This window comes from Roseibium sp. MMSF_3247, from assembly GCF_030733765.1.
Taxonomy (GTDB): domain Bacteria; phylum Pseudomonadota; class Alphaproteobacteria; order Rhizobiales; family Stappiaceae; genus Roseibium.
Window position 1 is genome coordinate 1 of the sequence record NZ_JASHII010000013.1, and the last position, 18,797, is coordinate 18,797.

21 protein-coding genes and 2 pseudogenes are annotated in these 18,797 nt (G+C 55.0%); 16 read left to right on the forward strand and 7 right to left on the reverse strand.

The features are described from left to right. Positions 1 to 421: 421 nt before the first annotated feature. Complete coding sequence (locus tag RBB44_RS24385) at positions 422 to 676, reverse strand: type II toxin-antitoxin system CcdA family antitoxin (RefSeq protein ID WP_306150260.1); 255 nt, start codon at positions 674 to 676, stop codon at positions 422 to 424. 329 nt (positions 677 to 1,005) lie between these two features. Between RBB44_RS24385 and RBB44_RS25575 the strand changes: the two are divergent. After that, a pseudogene (locus RBB44_RS25575) lies at positions 1,006 to 1,083 on the forward strand (hypothetical protein); the annotation flags it as partial. A gap of 14 nt (positions 1,084 to 1,097) precedes the next feature. On the opposite strand, the gene RBB44_RS24390 reads toward RBB44_RS25575, so the two are convergent. After that, positions 1,098 to 1,451, reverse strand: coding sequence for a type II toxin-antitoxin system YhaV family toxin (locus RBB44_RS24390; protein ID WP_306150259.1), 354 nt, complete (start codon positions 1,449 to 1,451; stop codon positions 1,098 to 1,100). Between the two features lie 433 nt (positions 1,452 to 1,884). Here RBB44_RS24390 and RBB44_RS24395 point away from each other — a divergent pair, with 433 nt between their 5' ends. From RBB44_RS24395 to RBB44_RS24410, 4 genes and pseudogenes are all read left to right on the forward strand, one after another. After that, positions 1,885 to 2,220, forward strand: coding sequence for a helix-turn-helix domain-containing protein (locus RBB44_RS24395; RefSeq protein ID WP_306150258.1), 336 nt, complete (start codon positions 1,885 to 1,887; stop codon positions 2,218 to 2,220). Next, complete coding sequence (locus tag RBB44_RS24400) at positions 2,213 to 3,460, forward strand: type II toxin-antitoxin system HipA family toxin (RefSeq protein ID WP_306150257.1); 1,248 nt, start codon at positions 2,213 to 2,215, stop codon at positions 3,458 to 3,460. Before RBB44_RS24395 ends, RBB44_RS24400 begins: the two co-directional genes overlap by 8 nt. A gap of 17 nt (positions 3,461 to 3,477) precedes the next feature. Beyond that, positions 3,478 to 3,672, forward strand: coding sequence for an AAA family ATPase (locus RBB44_RS24405; RefSeq protein WP_306150256.1), 195 nt, complete (start codon positions 3,478 to 3,480; stop codon positions 3,670 to 3,672). A 702-nt stretch (positions 3,673 to 4,374) separates the two neighbouring features. Then, positions 4,375 to 4,584 (forward strand): annotated as a pseudogene (locus RBB44_RS24410) (DDE-type integrase/transposase/recombinase); the annotation flags it as partial. A gap of 60 nt (positions 4,585 to 4,644) precedes the next feature. Here the strand turns inward: RBB44_RS24410 and RBB44_RS24415 are convergent. From RBB44_RS24415 to RBB44_RS24435, 5 genes are all read right to left on the reverse strand, one after another. Beyond that, complete coding sequence (locus RBB44_RS24415; protein WP_306150255.1) at positions 4,645 to 5,163, reverse strand: type II toxin-antitoxin system YhaV family toxin; 519 nt, start codon at positions 5,161 to 5,163, stop codon at positions 4,645 to 4,647. After that, positions 5,160 to 5,486 carry a type II toxin-antitoxin system PrlF family antitoxin gene (locus RBB44_RS24420; protein WP_306150254.1) on the reverse strand — a complete coding sequence of 109 codons (327 nt, stop codon included), beginning with the start codon at positions 5,484 to 5,486 and terminating at the stop codon, positions 5,160 to 5,162. Before RBB44_RS24420 ends, RBB44_RS24415 begins: the two co-directional genes overlap by 4 nt. Positions 5,487 to 5,915: 429 nt before the next feature. Then, a complete protein-coding gene (locus RBB44_RS24425) occupies positions 5,916 to 6,053 on the reverse strand; it encodes a type II toxin-antitoxin system CcdA family antitoxin (RefSeq protein WP_306150253.1) in 138 nt (45 codons plus the stop codon). Positions 6,054 to 6,163: 110 nt separating this feature from the next. Continuing rightward, positions 6,164 to 6,463 carry a CcdB family protein gene (locus RBB44_RS24430; protein ID WP_306150252.1) on the reverse strand — a complete coding sequence of 100 codons (300 nt, stop codon included), beginning with the start codon at positions 6,461 to 6,463 and terminating at the stop codon, positions 6,164 to 6,166. Then, positions 6,463 to 6,696, reverse strand: coding sequence for a type II toxin-antitoxin system CcdA family antitoxin (locus RBB44_RS24435; protein ID WP_306150251.1), 234 nt, complete (start codon positions 6,694 to 6,696; stop codon positions 6,463 to 6,465). Before RBB44_RS24435 ends, RBB44_RS24430 begins: the two co-directional genes overlap by 1 nt. Before the next feature lie 325 nt (positions 6,697 to 7,021). Here RBB44_RS24435 and pyrC point away from each other — a divergent pair, with 325 nt between their 5' ends. The 11 genes from pyrC (at position 7,022) to trbG (ending at position 18,797) form a co-directional block, all read left to right on the forward strand. Beyond that, positions 7,022 to 8,089, forward strand: coding sequence for a dihydroorotase (pyrC, locus tag RBB44_RS24440; protein WP_306150250.1), 1,068 nt, complete (start codon positions 7,022 to 7,024; stop codon positions 8,087 to 8,089). A 248-nt stretch (positions 8,090 to 8,337) separates the two neighbouring features. Continuing rightward, positions 8,338 to 9,351 carry a GDP-mannose 4,6-dehydratase gene (locus tag RBB44_RS24445; RefSeq protein ID WP_306150249.1) on the forward strand — a complete coding sequence of 338 codons (1,014 nt, stop codon included), beginning with the start codon at positions 8,338 to 8,340 and terminating at the stop codon, positions 9,349 to 9,351. Positions 9,352 to 9,358: 7 nt separating this feature from the next. Beyond that, positions 9,359 to 10,642 carry a Vi polysaccharide biosynthesis UDP-N-acetylglucosamine C-6 dehydrogenase TviB gene (gene tviB / locus RBB44_RS24450; RefSeq protein ID WP_306150248.1) on the forward strand — a complete coding sequence of 428 codons (1,284 nt, stop codon included), beginning with the start codon at positions 9,359 to 9,361 and terminating at the stop codon, positions 10,640 to 10,642. A gap of 407 nt (positions 10,643 to 11,049) precedes the next feature. After that, positions 11,050 to 12,054: a P-type conjugative transfer ATPase TrbB gene (gene trbB / locus RBB44_RS24455; protein ID WP_306150247.1), complete on the forward strand. Its 1,005-nt coding sequence runs from the start codon at positions 11,050 to 11,052 to the stop codon at positions 12,052 to 12,054. After that, positions 12,044 to 12,403, forward strand: a complete 360-nt coding sequence (locus RBB44_RS24460; protein WP_306150246.1) for a TrbC/VirB2 family protein — start codon at positions 12,044 to 12,046, stop codon at positions 12,401 to 12,403. Before trbB ends, RBB44_RS24460 begins: the two co-directional genes overlap by 11 nt. Next, entirely contained in the window at positions 12,393 to 12,692 is a 300-nt protein-coding gene (locus tag RBB44_RS24465; protein WP_306150245.1) for a conjugal transfer protein TrbD, read from the forward strand. The genes RBB44_RS24460 and RBB44_RS24465 overlap by 11 nt, the downstream gene beginning before the upstream one ends. A gap of 2 nt (positions 12,693 to 12,694) precedes the next feature. Beyond that, entirely contained in the window at positions 12,695 to 15,136 is a 2,442-nt protein-coding gene (locus RBB44_RS24470; protein ID WP_306150244.1) for a conjugal transfer protein TrbE, read from the forward strand. Further along, positions 15,114 to 15,908, forward strand: coding sequence for a P-type conjugative transfer protein TrbJ (gene trbJ, locus RBB44_RS24475; RefSeq protein WP_306150243.1), 795 nt, complete (start codon positions 15,114 to 15,116; stop codon positions 15,906 to 15,908). Before RBB44_RS24470 ends, trbJ begins: the two co-directional genes overlap by 23 nt. Before the next feature lie 187 nt (positions 15,909 to 16,095). Further along, on the forward strand, positions 16,096 to 17,253 hold the full coding sequence (gene trbL, locus RBB44_RS24480; protein ID WP_306150242.1) for a P-type conjugative transfer protein TrbL: 1,158 nt from the start codon (positions 16,096 to 16,098) through the stop codon (positions 17,251 to 17,253). Positions 17,254 to 17,268: 15 nt separating this feature from the next. Next, a complete protein-coding gene (trbF, locus tag RBB44_RS24485) occupies positions 17,269 to 17,931 on the forward strand; it encodes a conjugal transfer protein TrbF (protein WP_306150241.1) in 663 nt (220 codons plus the stop codon). Positions 17,932 to 17,960: 29 nt separating this feature from the next. Next, positions 17,961 to 18,797, forward strand: coding sequence for a P-type conjugative transfer protein TrbG (trbG, locus tag RBB44_RS24490; RefSeq protein ID WP_306150240.1), 837 nt, complete (start codon positions 17,961 to 17,963; stop codon positions 18,795 to 18,797).

The window sequence follows — 18,797 nt, forward strand, 5'->3', positions numbered from 1 at the left end:
CCAACATCCCAAAGAACACGGGGAGCGTGACATTTTTGAATTGCGAATGTGAGACATTTTAGCCCGGCGCCTACAAGCCTTCCACCGATAATCTATCTTATGGAATATTTTTGATCTATTCGCCAAAGAACCAAGCGTCAGAGTTAGATACCGGAGATGAGAACATCGGTCGTACGCGTGATCAGTTCACTTTGATCCTTGATGTTCCCGGCTCGTCGCAAATTCGACCGTCGCACGGCTGCAATCAGGCGGGTTGCAAGAACCAATTGCTTACTTTCATGCTCCAGGACTGGATTCAGATATTTTACTGCTGGATAGTTAGACGGCAAATGAGCAACGACCACGGCCGGGTCAGGCGGAGGATGGTCGCTTTCGATAACAACCACGAACACACAATTGTATTCCGCTGCACCAAAGCGGTTCAGCTCTTCCAGGCCGCACTAACTGGACCAGCGACAATGTCAGCCAACGGGTGTCCGTTTTGCTCATGCCACTCACGTTGTGCGTCAAACGCGTCTGAATTCTCTTCTAGCCATCTCTTATGTTTCATCGCTGAGACCGCTTTTTCCAGCGCATCTTCCGCGACTTCTGTCACGTTGATCCCAAGTTCCTTTGCCTGATCAAGCGTTTCGGGATACAGCGGTAAAGATGCGCTGCGCCTAGCCGCCGCTACCATAAAAAGCTCCATATTATACTGCAGAACCGTAGCACGGGTATGTAGTGCGCGAAATGCCTATCAAGGGCGGCTTCACTTTATTGGGATTATGGAATTTTATTTTTGACCTGAAGCCATCGAGAATAGGCATACTTGGCCAAGGAGGTCCGAGTTTACACATTTGGGCGTTTTCAGGAACAAACAAAGATCATTTTCTTCTGCGTGATGAAGCCAGATGCAATGCGACGATGTCTGAGGAGAATTTATGCTTTCGCCGGTCCTAAAGGCGCTCGATATTGACCGGATGTATTCAGATTCGAGGTGCAACACCTGCTATTTGAGCAGTTGGCATGGGAAGACAGTACAGACACCTTGATTTGGAAGAGCGCTGCCGGATTTTTTCGAAAAGAGGCCTTGGTCACAGTCTTGATGACATTGCAGGTCAGCTGGGCCAGTCCAAGTCCACGCTTAGCCGGGAGCTGAAACGCTTATTTGCCGCCGCAGCTTCTCCGAGGAGCGCGTCGAAATTGTCAGTTGGGTTGCCGTCTTCCAACATTCCTTTGAACGTCGCATAGACATCCTTCTTGCTTCCGTAGGTGCGCAGGGTCTTGTCGTTGTTAACCCATACCACCACGATAACCTTCGAGCCGCTATTGAAGCGGTAGAATAACAGATATTGTTGGAAGAACTTTGCCCGGAACCAGGTCTTGCGCCGGCAGGCACCGCGACCAAAACGGTCCGGCCATCCGCCACACGCGCTATATAGTCCTGTGAAGGGATCGGCGCCGGGCTCCATGCTATGAGTTACTTAGGCGTGTAGTCCCGCGCAGCGATGGCGTGGACGCCTTCATGCATACTCCCAGTAAGATCGGGCGCATCGGTCGTCTTGCAAGATCTGATAATCAACTATGCCTTCCCATTGCAGAGAGAGAGCGATACTCCGGTTTTCGGAGAATCCTGTATCAAGCATCCCCCCCTATCCGTTTTGTTTAGCGTCGCCGACTTCGACACAGAGCATGAGTGAAACCCCACCTTGGCGCCCTCTCATGGCCACATACGTGTTGCCCATTTCTTTCTGCCGTTCGAGTATCCGACGACGACGAAAAAGCCGAAAGGTCCGAAAGTAGAACAACAAGGGACCGAGGATGGGGAACGGGCCGGCGGTAATAGACATTTTGTAGCCTTCATGCTACATAATCTGCAAATCTGTAGCGCGAAGGCTTCAAATTATGCCGACTCCACACCATCCCTCTGTTGCCGTGCGACGCACGCTCCGCAAATTGGGGTCGGACATCCGCGACGCACGACGTCGACGCAAACTGCCCATGGCAGTCGTGGCAGAACGCGCCTTCACGTCCCGCTCGACCCTTCAGAAGATCGAGGCAGGCGACTGGAATGTCGGGATCGGGATTTACGCCTCTGTCCTGCAAGCTCTCGGCCTGCTGGATGACCTTGGCAGCATCGCTGACATAAGCCGTGATAAAGTAGGTCAGTCTCTCGCAAGCGCAAACCTACCCCGACGGGTTCACCTCAAAAGCAAGTCCGGGCGATCCTCCCGTGAGTGATATAGAAGTTCATATTGATCTTCATGGACAAACCCGACCGATCGGGATCGCCCACGCCAACCTGGTTCGCGGGAACGAAACCGTTGTGTTCGAATATTTCGAGGACTGGCTCAATGACCCTGAGTGCTTCTCAATCGAGCCCGCCCTCGCATTGACACGCGGCGGGTTTGCACCACCGCAAGGCCAAGCCATTTTCGGATCACTCGGGGACTCAGCCCCGGATACCTGGGGGCGTCGCTTGATGCAGCGTGCGGAGCGACGACTCGCTGACCGCGAAGGCAGGCAGGTCCAAACACTTACGGAAACCGATTACTTGCTTGGCGTAGCTGATGAGACCCGCCTGGGTGCACTGCGCTTTCGACGCGTGGGCGAAGAAGAGTTCCAAGCTCCCATTCAGGCGGGCGTTCCAGCCGTCATCGAACTCGGCCGCTTGCTACAAGTCACCGAACGCATCCTACGAGACGAGGAGACCGATGAGGACCTGCAACTAATCTTTGCGCCAGGATCTTCACTCGGCGGAGCGCGCCCCAAAGCATCGATCATCGACCAACATGGTCATCTATCCATCGCGAAGTTTCCGAAAGAGACGGATGAATACAGCATGGAGACCTGGGAGGAGATCGCGCTTCGGCTTGCCGAACGTGCCGGGATCAACACCCCCAGTCACGAACTTGTCGAGGTCACCGGTAAGGCCGTGCTTCTTTCGAAACGTTTTGACAGGGAGGGCAACAAACGAATTCCGTTCCTTTCCGCTATGTCTATGACCGGTTCGAGAGATGGGGAACGCGGAAGTTACCCTGAGATTGTCGACGCTTTGGGAGGGCAAGGCGCGCAGGCAAAGACAGATGCCGCTGAGCTCTACAGGCGCGTTGCTTTCAATGTTCTGATCTCCAACGTGGACGACCATCTCCGTAATCATGGGTTCCTATGGGCAGGAAGGGAAGGCTGGACACTCTCGCCGGCTTACGACTTGAATCCAACGCCAGTCGACCTCAAGGCCCGCGTCCTGACGACAAATATCGACCTCGATGAAGGTACGTGTTCGGTCGAGCTGCTCGAAGGTGCTTCAGAATATTTTGGCCTCGGGATTAAAGCTGCACGCCTGATTATCAAGGAAGTAGCTGCAGCGACTTCTACTTGGCGGGAAACGGCAAAAGAACTCGGCGCGCGACCTGCCGAGATCAATCGGATGGCTAGTGCTTTTGAACATGATGATCAAAATAAGGCCCTCAAGCTCTGAGGGGGAGAAGCCAACCGATGCAGCTCGATACAATTGCCATAAAGAATTTCCATTGTTTCGGACCTGATGGCGTCTCCATTGAACTGGCAGACCCCGTCACCGCGTTGATCGGCGCTAACGGGTCCGGCAAAGCAGTGCAGGTCCATCCTGAGCTCTATTTTGCAAAGCTCGTCGCGCTCGGCGAAGGCGACACCGAACAGATCATTCTTTAAGCATCATTGATGTTTAGGTTTGAACGGCAATTCAGTCTCTGCACGCTTCAGTGTATTGATCCTGTTTATTTAGAATAGATATTGACAATAATACTTAATTCTTATTGATCGAATAGCCTTGCCTGAAGGTCAATTACAGTCCGTTGATTTTTTACTCTTGACAACCGGAAGAACATAAATTCAACTAGAGGCTGTCTTATTGGCTAAGCAAGATTTTCTCACCGGCAATAATCTCTCCGCGTAGGAGACTGGGGTTTTGTTATGCTGGTATTTTTATGTGTTGCTGTAATATTTTGGATCGGTGCGTATTGGGAGCTTTCAGTCAACAACCAGAGCGCGCTTAGAAGAGCAACTATTCCTTTTCTCAATGCTATTTTTTGGCCAATAGTTTTAGTGTTACTGATCTATGCCGCATTCGAACACTCTAAACATAGATATCCTGCGCCATGATCCGGGCCGCAAAGAGACGCGAAAAGCTAATGGGGCGGTTCAAATCCCCGCGCCAGGCGCAGCGGTTTCTTGACACCCACGCCTAGATCTATATTGCTTTCTGCGCTCGCCGCTACCGCATGTCAGCTAACGCCTACCGCCAAACCAGATCCGACGCTTTCGATATGTGGCACGGATACACCCTCGAGATGACCGCCTAACGCCACCACCTCTGGCTAACTGCGTCCAGTATCAGACAACTTGGCAAGACCGCAACAGGGTATTGAGAGCGATCATTTCAGGGTGAAGAAGAACATGCCGAAGGTTGGCCGGTTCCGATCGTTCAACTCAGCCAGAAAATCCATCGCCGGTTTCGAAGCCATGCTGTGGTTCAGAAAGGGCTTCGGATTGACCGGTCAGTGGAGCCTCCGCGAACAAAACGATCTGCTTGCGATGCTCTTCGGTATTGAAAAGTTAACGAAACCTGAAAATCGCTCCCAAAACGGGAGAAATCTGTTCGTCAGCGAAAGGTGCGACAGGCCTTTACCGCTCAGGCGCCGCTTGGAAGGATTTCTTGAGCCGCTTGTCGGCCACCGCAGCTTCTTTTAAGAGCACGTCAAAATTGTCAGGCGGATTGCCATTGTCCAGCATCCCTTTGAATGTTGCATAGGCATCCGTCTTGCTGCCGTAAGCGCGCAGGGTTTTGTCGTCGTTCACCCAAGCCAGCACGATGACCTTAGCGTCGCTGTTGAACCGGTAGAACAGCCGATACTGCTGGAAGAATTTGGCCCGGAACCAGTGCTTGCGGTGATCGCCGAGTGTGCCGCCTTGCCGGAAGGCCGCGGCACCCGGGTCTGCCGGTATGGCCTCCGTCACCAGCTTATAGATGGCGGCGAGCCGCTTCGCGCAGTTCTTCTTTTGCCAGGTTTTGGGATCGCGTGCCTTACGCGTCTCAACCTCTTCGATCAGCCCTTCGAGCTGATCTAGAAAGAGCGGATGCGCATAAATCGACCATCCGTTTGAGACGAGTGGCGCTTGAGCGGGCTCGGGCTCGCCAGTCATTCATCCTCGAGCGACAGCGGCGTATCGAGATCGACGTCAACATCTGCTACTAGCGCCGCAAGGCGGGTATGCAAAGCCCCATCGAACGCACGAATGCGATCCGGATGCGCCTTGATATCGGCCTCGACAAAATCGAGAAAAGCGCCAAGCGCGGGATCTTCTTCTTCGCTGCGCACGGGCTCGATATAGACCCTACCACTCGGCTCGGTGCAGTAGCGAATCTGGTCGCCCTTGCCCAGCTTGAGCTGCTTGCGCACACCAGCCGGCACGGTCGTCTGATACCGATCCGTGAGCTTCGATACATCTTGTGCGAGCACTGTCATGGCAGTCTCCTGAAAGGAAGGGGTCTTTACTACCTACGTTAGGTAATGCATTTGCATTGCCATGTCAAGATAAGCCGCAGGATCTGTTCTCACCGGGCAGACCGATCAACCGTCTGGCGCAGCACCTATTCTGGGCGTGTCGCAACTTTTGCTGACGGACAGATTTTCCCGGCTCGCCGCAAATTCGACCGTCGCACGGCTGCAATCAGGTGCATTGCAAGAACCAATCGCTTACTTTCATGCTCCACTACCGGGTTCAGATATCTTACCGCTGGATAATCGGACAGCAAAGGAACAACGACCACAGCGGCTCAGCTGTTCCATGCCGCACCAACTGGACCAGCGATTATGTCAGCCAACGGGTGTCCGTTTTGCTCATGCCACTTATGTTGTGCGTCAAACGCGTCTGAATTCTATTCAAGCCATATTTTACGTTTCATCGCCGAGACCGCTTTTTTCTAGCGCATCTTCCGCGACCGCTGTCACGTTGATCCCCAGTTCCTTTGCCTGATCAAGCGTTTCAGCATTCAGCCTTAAAGATGTGCTACGTCGAGCCGACGTTCCCATATAACGAGCTCCATTTTGTACCGCAGAAGTGTATCACGGATGTGTAGTGCGGAAAAATCTCGTCCAGTGCTGACTGGTTCAATTCTGAGCATGGAATTTTATTACCAAGATCAAAAACCTTGAAAGAGCATATCCAGGGCTCTCGTGATTTCAGATTGCTGTACGTCCAGGCTTCCGATGGGTTCGCTCAATTCTTGCACCTGTACAGCCGACAAAAACTGCGTCACCATCACATGAACCGCGCCATTGATCATGAAAACCGGGTTTAGAAAGTGCGCTGGAGTTGGCGCTTCAGATTCCGGCATAAGTGGTACAACAACGCGCGTGTTCAGGTCATCAAGCAGGTCCGCCTGGACGTCCAGAACCAGGCCATCGCCGGATTTAAGCCTGTAGATTTTATTGCGCGCCATTAAAACAGCCGGGACTTGGCCAGCGGCAAGCCATGTTCCTCGACGAATTCATTGGAGCTTTTGAGAGCAGACTGGTTTTCATGCCGCCACTGATCCGCCATTGATCTAGAGACAGCTAACTGTATGCCTTCTTCGGCCGCCTTAGAGATGTTAATCCCAAGCTGTTTAGCAGACTGCACCAACACAGGGTCGATTGTAAGATTTGTCGGCTTGCGCGCAGGATGCGAGGCCATTCAGCGAACTCCATGATTGCGGATAAGCAAAACAATAGGCCTGGAAATGCGCCTAACTAATGCGCACTGTAATACGTATGATCATTTAGCGCATCAAAATTTGAGCGAGCTCGAAAGATGACAGACTCGGGCTATCCAGTCCAAACAGCGTGCGGCAGTTCCCCAACTTTACCGCAATGAGGAAATTTCGAACCGGAAACCTTGTGCCAGCACGCTGTTATGGTGTTTAGAAGACACAGCACCGCACAAGAGTCGGACCTTGATGCCGCAAAGGCATAGCTCTCGGCCGGACAGACAACAATAACGACCTCACGGAGGCGCTTCAGTGACCCAAACCGAGCTGACAATCCGCCAACCTGACGACTGGCATCTTCATCTGCGCGATGGCGCCATGCTGGAAGCGGTGTTGCCGCACACAAGCGCAAATTTTGCGCGCGCCATCATCATGCCGAACCTGGTGCCACCGGTCGTGCGCACCGAGCACGCGCAGGCTTACCGAGAGCGCATCTTGAACGTGCTGCCGGCCGGTCACAGCTTCGAGCCGCTGATGACGCTGTACCTTACCGAGGCCACCGATCCGGCCGATGTGCGCAAAGGCGCAGAAAGCAGTTTGATCACGGCGCTGAAGCTTTATCCGTCCGGCGCGACAACGAACTCTGAAAACGGCGTCCGGGATTTTGAAAAGATCTATCCAGTTCTGGAAACCATGAGCGAGGTAGATGTGCCCCTGCTGGTCCACGGCGAGGTCACCGACGCTGACATCGACATCTTCGACAGGGAAGCCGTTTTCCTGGAGCGTGTGTTGTCGCCAATCCGGGAGAAGTTTCCCGAACTTCGCATCGTTTTGGAACACGCCACAACGTCCCATGCGATTGACTTCGTGAAGGCCGCAAAAGCGCGCACCGCGGCGACCATCACCACCCACCACCTGATCATTAACCGCAACGCCATTCTGGCCGGCGGGATCAAGCCGCATTATTACTGCCTGCCAGTGGCAAAGCGCGAAAAACACCGCCTGGCCTTGCGCGAAGCGGCAACGTCCGGCGACGCGCGGTTCTTCCTTGGCACCGACTCCGCCCCGCACACCGACACGGCAAAAGAAAGCGCCTGCGGCTGCGCCGGCATTTTCTCGTCAATCAATACAATCAACTGCCTGGCGCATGTGTTTGAAGAAGACGGCGCACTCGACAAGCTGGAAGGGTTTGCCTCACTAAATGGTCCGGCGTTCTACAAGCTGCCGCCAAACGAGCGCCGCATCCGCCTTTTCAAAAGCGCAGATCCGGTCAGCTTCCCGGACAAGATCCAGTTTCCGGAAGGCACAGTCACCGTCTTTGATCCCGGCTACCCGCTTCACTGGCAGCATGAACCGATCGCCGCAGCGGCTGCCGCCTAAAGCCAAGATGCCCAAACATTCGGCGGGCTTCTGCTCACCGAAAAAGGAAGGATCTGGACAGACACTCCGGGTCCTTTTTCGTGTTTGGGTCCCTATCCTTTACCGGCCAGAAGGGGCAGCAGCCGAATTTCCACCGCAAGTACCCAGGAATGATCTGGACAGGGCTGCATCCGGTGAATACCTAAGGCGGGCACCCTTCTTTCCGCCCTCGGCCCTGCCCACCGGACGCAGATCAATAAAGAGACAGCATGCTTCAAAAGAAACGCGCCTTTATCACTGGGTCTGCCGGCTTTATCGGCTTTCATCTGGCCGAACTGTTGTTGCAGGAAGGTTGGGAGGTTGCCGGCTTTGACGGCCTGACAGATTACTACGATGTGCGGCTGAAGGAACGCCGCCACGAGATCCTCCATCAGCACGGCACGTTTTCCTCCACCATTGCGCAACTGGAAGACACAACGTCTGTTTCTAAGAGCATTGCGGATTTCAAACCGGATGTGATCGTTCACCTCGCGGCCCAGGCCGGGGTGCGATACAGCCTGGAAAACCCGCGCGCCTATGTCGATGCAAATGTAGTCGGCACACTCAACGTCATGGAGGCTGCGCGCGCTGCCAATGTTCAGCATTTGCTGATGGCCTCGACCAGCTCGGTTTATGGCGCGAACACTGAAATGCCGTTCGATGAGAACCAGAAGACCGATACGCCGCTGACAATTTACGCAGCGACAAAAAAGGCGAACGAGGCGATGGGGCATGCCTGGGCGCATATTCATCAAATCCCGATCACCATGTTCCGGTTCTTCACGGTTTACGGCCCCTGGGGGCGCCCGGATATGGCGCTTTTCAAGTTCACCAAGGGGATCCTGGAAGGCACACCGATCGACATCTACAATCACGGCGAGATGTACCGTGACTTCACTTATGTGGCCGACCTGGTGCGCGGCATTCGCGGCCTGATGGATGCGGTCCCGGGAAGCGAGGGTGCCGCCTCGGATACAGACAATTTGAGCCCGGTTGCGCCCTACCGAGTGGTGAACATCGGCAACTCGGACAAGGTCCGCCTGCTCGATTTCATTGAGGCGATCGAAGATGAACTCGGCAAGAAGGCCATTCGCAACCTAATGCCGATGCAAACCGGCGATGTGCCAGCGACCTGGGCCGATGCCACGCTGCTGCAGGACCTGACCGGCTACAAGCCCGAGACACCGTTCCGCGAAGGCGTTGCCAAGTTCGTGCAGTGGTACCGCGACTATTACGAGGTCTAAAGCAGAGATGAGGAACCGGACCCCGGCACAGGCGAAGATTGCTGTCATTGGCCTTGGTTATGTCGGCCTGCCGCTGGCCGCCGAATTCGGCAAGACCCACGCGGTCATGGGGTTTGACATCAATCCGGAGCGGATTGCCCAGCTGAGTGCGGGCACCGACACGACGCTCGAAGTCTCAAAGGACGACCTGACCGCTGCGACACACCTGCGCTTTACCTCCGATCGTCAGGAGCTGGCAGAGTGCGACACCTATATCGTCACGGTGCCGACGCCGATTGATGCCTATAAGCAGCCCAATCTCGGCCCCCTCCTCCGCGCCAGCGAAACCATCGGCAAGGTTCTAAAACCCGGCGATCTGGTGATCTACGAAAGCACGGTCTATCCCGGCGCAACTGAAGAAGACTGTGTGCCGGTGCTGGAGCGGGTGTCCGGTCTCACCTTCAACGAAGATTTTTTCGCAGGATACAGCCCGGAGCGGATCAATCCGGGCGACAAGTCCCACCGGCTGCCGCAGATCTGCAAGGTCACGTCCGGCTCAACACCGGAAGCCGCCGACTTCGTCAATGAGCTCTATGCCGGGATTGTCACGGCTGGCACGCACAAGGCCCCCTCGATCCGGGTGGCGGAGGCTGCCAAGGTCATCGAGAACACGCAGCGCGACCTCAACATCGCGCTCATCAACGAACTGGCGATTATCTTCAACCGGCTGGATATCGACACTGAGGCCGTGCTGAAAGCGGCTGGAACGAAGTGGAATTTCCTGCCCTTCCGCCCAGGCCTCGTTGGCGGGCATTGCATTGGCGTTGACCCCTATTACCTGACGCACAAAGCCCAGGCGACCGGCTATCACCCGGAAATCATTCTGGCCGGACGGCGGCTTAATGATGGCATGGGCGCCTATGTGGTGTCCGAGATGGTCAAGGCCATGACCCGCAAAGCCCTCCCCGTCACCGGTTCCAGAATTCTGGTCATGGGTCTCGCGTTCAAGGAAAACTGCCCGGATCTTCGCAACACCGGCGTTGCCGGAATTCTTGAAGAACTGAAAGACTACAATGTCAGCGTGGATGTCCATGACCCCTGGGTTGATGGAGCGGCTGCGCATGACGAATACGGCATCCAGCCCGTGGAACACCCGGCGGAAGGTTCCTACGACGCCATCATCGTTGCCGTCGCCCACCAGGCCTTCAAGGACATCGGCATCGACAAGATCCGCGCCTTCGGCAAACCCGGTGCGCTGGTCTACGACCTGAAATGCATGTTCCCAGCCGAAGAAACCGACCTGCGGCTTTGAATTGGCTAGCAATTAGAGAATTCCGATAGTTGACGACTTTCGGCGCCTAAAATGCATTTGGCGCACCCGTGCAGATTTGTTGCTGAAACCAACCGGTTGCCCTGTTTCCAAAAATTGCAATCAATTTGCGCTCCACCGCTCAGTGATTTTCTGCTCTCTACCAATAGGTGTGGATAAGAATTTTCTCCCCCTTGAGATGGCACCGCCTTCCATGTTGGGTTGCGCCTCTTCGCAACGCAATCTGAACCTGATTGCTGTAGCCATATCTCATTGATCTAAAATATAAAAGGACCTCCGAATGACCAACGGAGAACCTGGGCGCCTCCCTACGCCTGGACCGTCAAACTGTGCCCTGGCACAATACAACCATTGCGTCAAAGCCTCCCCAACCAGCATGGGAGGGGACGTTGAGGAACGTTGAAAGCCGCCGCCGGCTTATCGCCGGACTGGAAGACTCGTTGGGGTCAACGATCCTCTCGGCGCTGACAGACTCGGCTGTTGTCGAAATCATGCTCAACCCGGATGGGCAGCTCTTTATCGAGCGCATCGGCGTGGGCATGGAGTTCTCCGGCGACATGACGCCCCACGACGCTCAGATCATCATTGGTAAGGTCGCACACGCGCTCGGCACGGAAATCACCTCTGGCAAGCCAATCATTTCCGGCGAGTTGCCGATAGGCGGTCATCGTTTCGAAGGCCTTTTGCCCCCTGTCGTCTCCAAGCCATCCTTTACGATCCGCAAGAAAGCTTCGCTGCTCATCGCACTCTCGAAGTACGTCGAGGACAGCGTGATTACGGAGGCCCAGGCCACCGTCATCCGGGATGCAGTTGCTAGTCGGAAAAACATTCTGGTGTCCGGCGGTACTGGCACTGGCAAAACAACGCTGGCGAACGCGATCATCGCAGAAATGGTCTCTATCGCTCCAGACCATCGCCTTGTCATTCTGGAAGACACCGCAGAAATCCAGTGTGCGGCAAGGAATGCTGTAATCCTTCACACGTCCGACACCGTTGATATGCAGCGGCTTTTGAAATCGACTATGCGCTTGCGTCCCGACAGGATCATTGTCGGGGAAGTCCGCGACGGTGCAGCGCTGACACTGCTCAAGGCCTGGAACACGGGCCACCCGGGAGGCATTGCCACGGTTCATTCCGACAATGCCTACTCCGCACTAACGCGCCTTGAACAGTTGATCGCGGAAGTCTCGCAGCAGCCTATGCCGCACGTTATTGCCGATGCCGTCGACCTCATCGTCTCGATCGAGCGCTCTTCGGAGCACGGACGCATAGTTCGGGACATCGTTAGCGTCTCCGGATACCGGGACAGCGCCTATGAGCTTCACTTAGCCAGTTCACCTCAGTTGCTCAATAAAAATTCCAACGACAAGCAAGGAACTCTTCATGTCGCGTAACTCTATGATTTTTCTCGCCCTCGTAGGTGCAGGACTTTTATTGATCGAACCAGCCTTTGCCTCCGGCGGCGGATCACTTCCCTGGGAAGGACCACTTCAACAGATCCAGGCATCTATCAACGGTCCCGTTGCTGGCGCCGTTGGCATGATCGCGGTCGCTGTTGCCGGCGCGATGCTGATCTTCGGCGGCGAACTCAACGACTTTGCTCGCCGCCTCGCTTACGTCGTTCTTGTTCTGGGTGTCCTCCTCGGGGCAAGCACGATCGTTGGTTTGTTCGGGTCTTCGGGCGCGTCCATCGGTCTTGCTCCCGAAGAGAATGCAGCTTCGGTGGAACCGGATGGTGACTGATGTGCCGGGTCTCAACAAAGCGCGGATCCATCGCGCTCTTTCGCGCCCGACATTGTTGTTCGGGGCGGACCGGGAACTCGTGCTCGTGACCGGTCTTGCCTCGGTCATTCTGATCTTCGTGATCCTGAAGCCTTATGCGGCTGTGCTCGGCGTTGCGATCTGGATCGTGGTGGTTGGCATGCTGCGGATGATGGCCAAGGCGGACCCTCTGATGCGCGCTGTCTATCTGCGGCACGTCAAATACCGCGCTTACTACCGGCCGACATCAACGCCCTGGCGGAAGTACTGAACATGGTTGCTCTCAAAAATTTCCGGCATGTTGCGCCATCCTTTTCCGATCTTCTGCCTTATGCCGCACTGATCGACAACGGCATCGTGCTCCTGAAGGACGGGGGCTTGATGGCCGGCTGGTATTTTGCCGGGCCGGACAGCGAAAGCTCAACCGCGTTTGAGCGGAATGAAGTTTCCAGGCAGATCAACTCGGTTCTCGCTCGCCTCGGCAATGGCTGGATGATCCAAATGGAAGCCATGCGCATTCCCTCCATCGGATATCCGCACAAGGAAAGCTCGCATTTTCCGGATCCGATCACAGCGCTGATCGATGACGAGCGCCGGCAGCGTTTCAAAGCCGGTGAGGGGCATTTCGAAAGCCAGCATGCCCTCATTCTAACCTATCGGCCGCCGGAGAAAAACAAGTCCAAGCCGGTGAAATACATCTATTCGGACGACGCCAGCCGCAACACGTCTTTTGCCTCACGCACACTTGAATATTTCAAGACCACCATCCGCGAATTCGAGCAGTACATGGCAAATGTCGTCTCGATCCGGCGGATGGAAACGCACGAGGTACCAGAAGGGCAGACGGGGAAAAAGAGGCGTGGCCGCTATGATGATCTCTTCCAGTTCGCCCGCTTCGCGTTGACCGGCGAAAACCATCCTATCCGGTTGCCCGACATTGCCATGTATCTCGACCATCTGGTGACCGCTGAATTCCATCACGGTCTCAACCCCATTATCGACGGCCGCTATGTCGGTGTGGTGGCGATCGATGGGTTCCCCGCCGAAAGCTGGCCCGGGATCCTCAACGCCCTTGATCTGATGCCGATCACATATCGCTGGTCGAGCCGGTTCATCTTCCTGGATCCAGTGGAAGCGCGCTCTGTTCTGGAAAAGACGCGTAAGAAGTGGTTGCAGAAGGTGCGGCCGCTGATGGATCAGCTTTTTAAGACCAACTCCGGATCGCTGGATCAGGACGCCATGGTGATGGTCGGAGAAACCGAAGATGCGATTGCCGAAGCAAACTCGCAGCTTGTCGCCTTTGGCCACTATACCCCTGTCATCGTTCTCTTCGATACCGACCAGGCGCAGCTACAAGAGAAGTGCGAGGCAGTGCGTCGGCTTGTCCAAAACGAAGGATTTGGCGGGCGCATAGAAACCCTTAATACGACCGAAGCGTTCCTGGGGAGCCTGCCGGGTGTTTCCTATGCAAATGTTCGCGAACCGCTGGTGAGCACACGCAATCTTGCGGATCTCACTCCACTCAACTCCGTCTGGGCCGGCTCTTCGGAAGCGCCATGCCCGTTTTATCCCATTGGTTCCCCGCCACTCATGCAAGTGGCGTCAGGCTCCTCGCCGTTCCGGTTCAACCTCCATGTCGGGGACCTGGGGCATACACTGATTTTCGGGCCGACAGGTTCGGGAAAATCGACGTTACTGGCGCTGATCGCCGCTCAGTTCCGGCGCTATGAAAACGCTCAAGTCTTCGTCTTTGATAAGGGCAAGTCAATGTACCCGCTCACGCTGGCCGTTGGCGCGGATCACTATAACGTCGGCAAGTCGGACACGCTGGCTTTCGCCCCGCTCTCAGCGCTTGAGGACGATACAGACAAAGCATTTGCAGCCGGATGGCTGGAAACCCTGATCGAAATGCAGGGTGTGAAGGTGTTGCCGGAGCACCGCAACGCCGTCACCACGCAGATTGACTTGATGTCAAAGTCGCAGCGTCGGTCGCTGACTGACTTCGTGTCGGGTGTTCAGAACCGGGAGATCAAGGACGCGCTGCAATATTACACGGTGGACGGTCCCATGGGATCGCTCCTCGATGCGGAAACGGATGGTCTCTTGCTCTCCAGTTTCCAGACCTTTGAGATTGAAGAGTTGATGAATATGGGCGACCGGAACCTCATCCCGGTCCTGCTCTATCTTTTCCGCCGGATCGAAAAACGCCTGACCGGGACCCCAAGCCTGCTCATTCTGGATGAAGCCTGGCTAATGCTCGGCCATCCAGTGTTCCGCGACAAGGTCCGCGAATGGCTGAAGGTGTTACGGAAAGCCAATTGCGCGGTGGTTCTGGCAACGCAATCGATCTCGGATGCCGAACGATCCGGCATCATCGACGTTCTCAAAGAGAGCTGCCAGACAAAGGTTTGCCTGCCCAATGGCGAGGCCCGGGTTTCCGGAACGCGCGACTTTTACGAAAAGCTCGGCTTCAACGACCAGCAAATTGAAATCATCGCCTCGGCAATCCCGAAGCGCGACTACTACGTCACGTCCCCGGACGGGCGACGGCTCTTCGACATGGCACTCGGCCCGATCACGCTGTCCTTCGTTGGTGCCTCGGGAAAAGACGATCTGAAGCGGATCGATGAACTTCATCACCAACATGGCGACAAATGGCCGATCGAATGGCTCAAGCAAAGAGGGATCGACAATGCCGACCAACTCCTTGGCTAAGTCTCTTGCCAGCGTTTTTTGTGTGATCGCCCTGGCTCAGCCGGCTTTAGCCGGTGGCGGTGGCATTACAGGGGCAACCGAGTTCACCCAAATCCTCAACAACAGTGAGCTGATTGCCCTCGGCGGCCAGAACGCCGAGCAGATCGCCAATCAGGTGCAGCAGATCGGCAATCAGATCCAGATGATCGAAAACCAGATCTCAATCTACGAAAACATGCTGCAAAACACGCTCTCTCTGCCAGACCAGATTTGGGGCGAGGTCGAGCAGAACCTGACCCAACTCCAGAGCCTGGTTCAAAAGGGTCAGGGATTGGCGTTCTCAATGGGCAATTTGGACGACACGCTGAAGCAGCGGTTCCAGAGCTACGCGCAGTTCGGCAAGAACGGCCTACCGGACGGGCAGTCATTTTCTACACTGTATCAAGGCTGGTCTGAAACGAACCGGGACACGATCTCCTCGACCTTAAATGCGGCCGGTTACACGTCCGATCAGTTTGCGACCGAGGAGGAAATCATGCGTCAGCTGCGCGAGCACTCCCAATCGGCAGAAGGCCAAAAGCAGGCTCTCCAAGTAGGTCACGAGATTGCCGCTCAGCAAGTCGAGCAGATGCAAAAGCTTCGCGGCCTTGTCTCTCAGCAGATGACCATGATGGGGACCTGGTACCAATCCGAGCAGACGAAGAGCGATCTCGGTCAGGCCCGGAGGGAAGAGTTTTTTAACTCAACAATTTTGCCTGTCACTGGCGGGAAAGAAATGGAAGTGGATTTTTGATAATGAAACCAATGTATTTAGTAGTCTTGTCGGCAATTCTGATCATTTCCGCTTCGGCATTCATCTATGTCTCACTAGATCGATCATTGATCCAAGCCGCCTCTGACAAATCGTACTATGAAGCTCCAACCTTGCTACCCACAACCGGCGGCAAGGAAATGAGCGTCGATTTTAACTGAGGCGTGTGATGTGCAAGCAAAAAGCATTTATCGTGCCGACCGCGATCTTTGTCCTCGTGATCCTGCCAGGTGTCTCCCTTGCGCAGGACGGCACGATTCTTACACATTTAGAGGATCAGATAAAATCCGCTTCCAAAAGCTGGGAAACAACAATATCCAACGCCGCTCAGTCGCTGTTTTGGATCCTCGCAAGCATTGAATTTGGCATTGCAGCTGTTTGGCTTGCAGTTCAGGCGGCGGCCCTGGAAGCCTGGGTTAACGAGTTGGTCCGGCGGATCATGTTCGTCGGCTTGTTTGCGTTTATCTTAACGAATGGCCCTCAGTTCGCGCAGGCCGTTGTAGATAGCCTGTTCCAGATCGGTGCGGGCGGTGGCTCAGCCTCACCTGCCAATGTGTTCAACTCAGGCATCAACGTTGCAAGCATCATGTCAAGCAACGTTCAATTCAGTCTGTTGGCAGACAACGGCCTTGCGATTGCGTCAGTCATAGCAATGGTGGTCGTCGTAATCTGCTTTTCGCTTGTTGCCGCCATTTTCGTGGCGGTGATGGTTGAGATGTATATCGGAATCCTGGCGGGCATTATCATGCTCGGTTTGGGTGGCTCCTCCCACACCAAAGACTTCGCTATCCGGTACCTAGTTTATGCCTTCTCCGTAGGGATGAAGCTGATGGCTTTGGTAATGATCGCAAGGATTGGCTCCGAAACCCTTATCGGTTTGGCTCAGAACGTTACTCCTGATGACCAATTCCTTGCGACCCTAACGATCGCCGGGATTTCTGTGGTCGTCTTCATGATCTCAATGTACGTGCCTCAGATCCTGCAAAGCGTTGTCCAAGGCGTGTCGGTCAGCAACGGAATGGAAGTCATCCGGCACGGGACCCAGACCAGTACATTTGCAGCCGGAACAGCGATTGGCAGCGCTCAAATGGCGGCTGGCGCCCGGGCAGCTTATGAGACAGCAAGGAACGATGGTTCCTCAAGAGGACACGCTGCAGCTCAAGCCGCTATGGCACCCTTTGCCGCATTCTCATCAGCTGCCGCAGACAAACTCTCTGGTGCCCCTCATGCGGGCAATGCCTCGGCACTCGGCCTTGCCAATCACAAGCTGAAGCAATCCGTTCCAACCAAACCACAGGGCAGCGGCTCGTCGCCAAAGTCATACTAGACAGCAGGCAAACAGATGAAAAAACAGACCTCAGTAAACAATCCATACCTTGCCGCGCGGATGGAATGGAACGAGCGATACGGGTCTTACATCCGCACCGCCCGCATCTGGCAGGCCGTAGGTCTGATTTCCCTCACGATGGCAACAATTGGTTTTGGGTTCGCTCTCTATCAGAGCACACAAGTCAAACTGGTCCCGTACATCGTTGAAGTCGACAAGCTCGGAACGCCTGCGATCGGCGGGTTCCCGGCTCAGATTGAATATGCGGATGAGCGGGTTGTCCGATCAATGTTGGGCGCATGGATCGCAAGCTTGCGCTCGGTCACGCCTGATACTGTTGTTGCAAAGGGCTACATCGACCGCGTCTATGCGATGCTCCGGCAGGCTGATGTTGCCACCCAGAAGATCAACAATTTCTACCGAACCAATTCGCCATTTGACCGTGCCCAATCACGAACCGTGTCCGTTGAAGTCACCAGCATTTTGCCTCTGTCCGATGAGTCTTATCAGATCGACTGGACGGAAATTGAACGCGATCGCAAAGGCAAAGAGCTTCAGACAAAACGCTGGCGCGGCGTTGCAACCGTGACGCTTTCGCCTCCGCAAGACGAAGCCATCATCCGGCTTAATCCAATCGGTCTTTATCTCAAGGACTTTGACTGGACCGCTCAACTCTAATCAGTTCCTCCGCTTTCAGAGAAAGAAAAATGTTTCCAAACAAAAGACTGCGCGGCGCTGTCAGCACGATCGCAGCCACGGGCCTTATTGCCACCGCCTTGCCCCTTCAAGCTTTGGCTGCCGATTACAGCGCGAAAGAACTGCGCGCGCTCGGTCTATCGAGCGACTGGCGCGATGGTCGCAGCGTTATCACCAAAGGTCCGGACGGCAAGGTGATCTATCTCTATGGCCAGGTTCAGCCGACTGTCGTCTGCGCCCCCCTTCAGGTTTGCGATATTGAACTCCAGCCTGGTGAAGTCGTGCGCAATGTGATGGTTGGAGACACAGTGCGCTGGAAGGTGGACCCGGCAACATCCGGTGGCCCTAACGGCAACACCGTTCATTTGATCATCAAACCAACGGAACCCGGGCTTGTCACCTCCATGGTGGTGACAACATCGCGGCGCACTTATCAGATCAAACTGCGAAGTGACGATCACCGCTACATGGCACGGGTCGGGTTCGATTACCCGGAAGACATCCAGGCCAAGTTCGAAGCAGCCAATCGTCAACTTGAGGCGAACATCATCCCCGGCGCTGGTGTCCCTGCGGAAAATCTGGACTTTAATTTCCATCTACAAGGCCAAGCCAGATGGCGTCCAACCCGTGTCTATTCCGATGGCACCAAAACATACATTCAGTTCCCATCAGGGATGGCGGCCGGTGATGCCCCGGTCCTCTATGTCACCTCTGGCGGAGAGAATCAGATCGTAAACTACCGCCTCAAAGGTCATCTGATGATTGTGGACTACATGATCGATAAGGCCGTGCTAATGTCAGGTGTTGGCAGCCGCCAACGAAAAGTTCGCATTGCGAAGGGAGGCTGA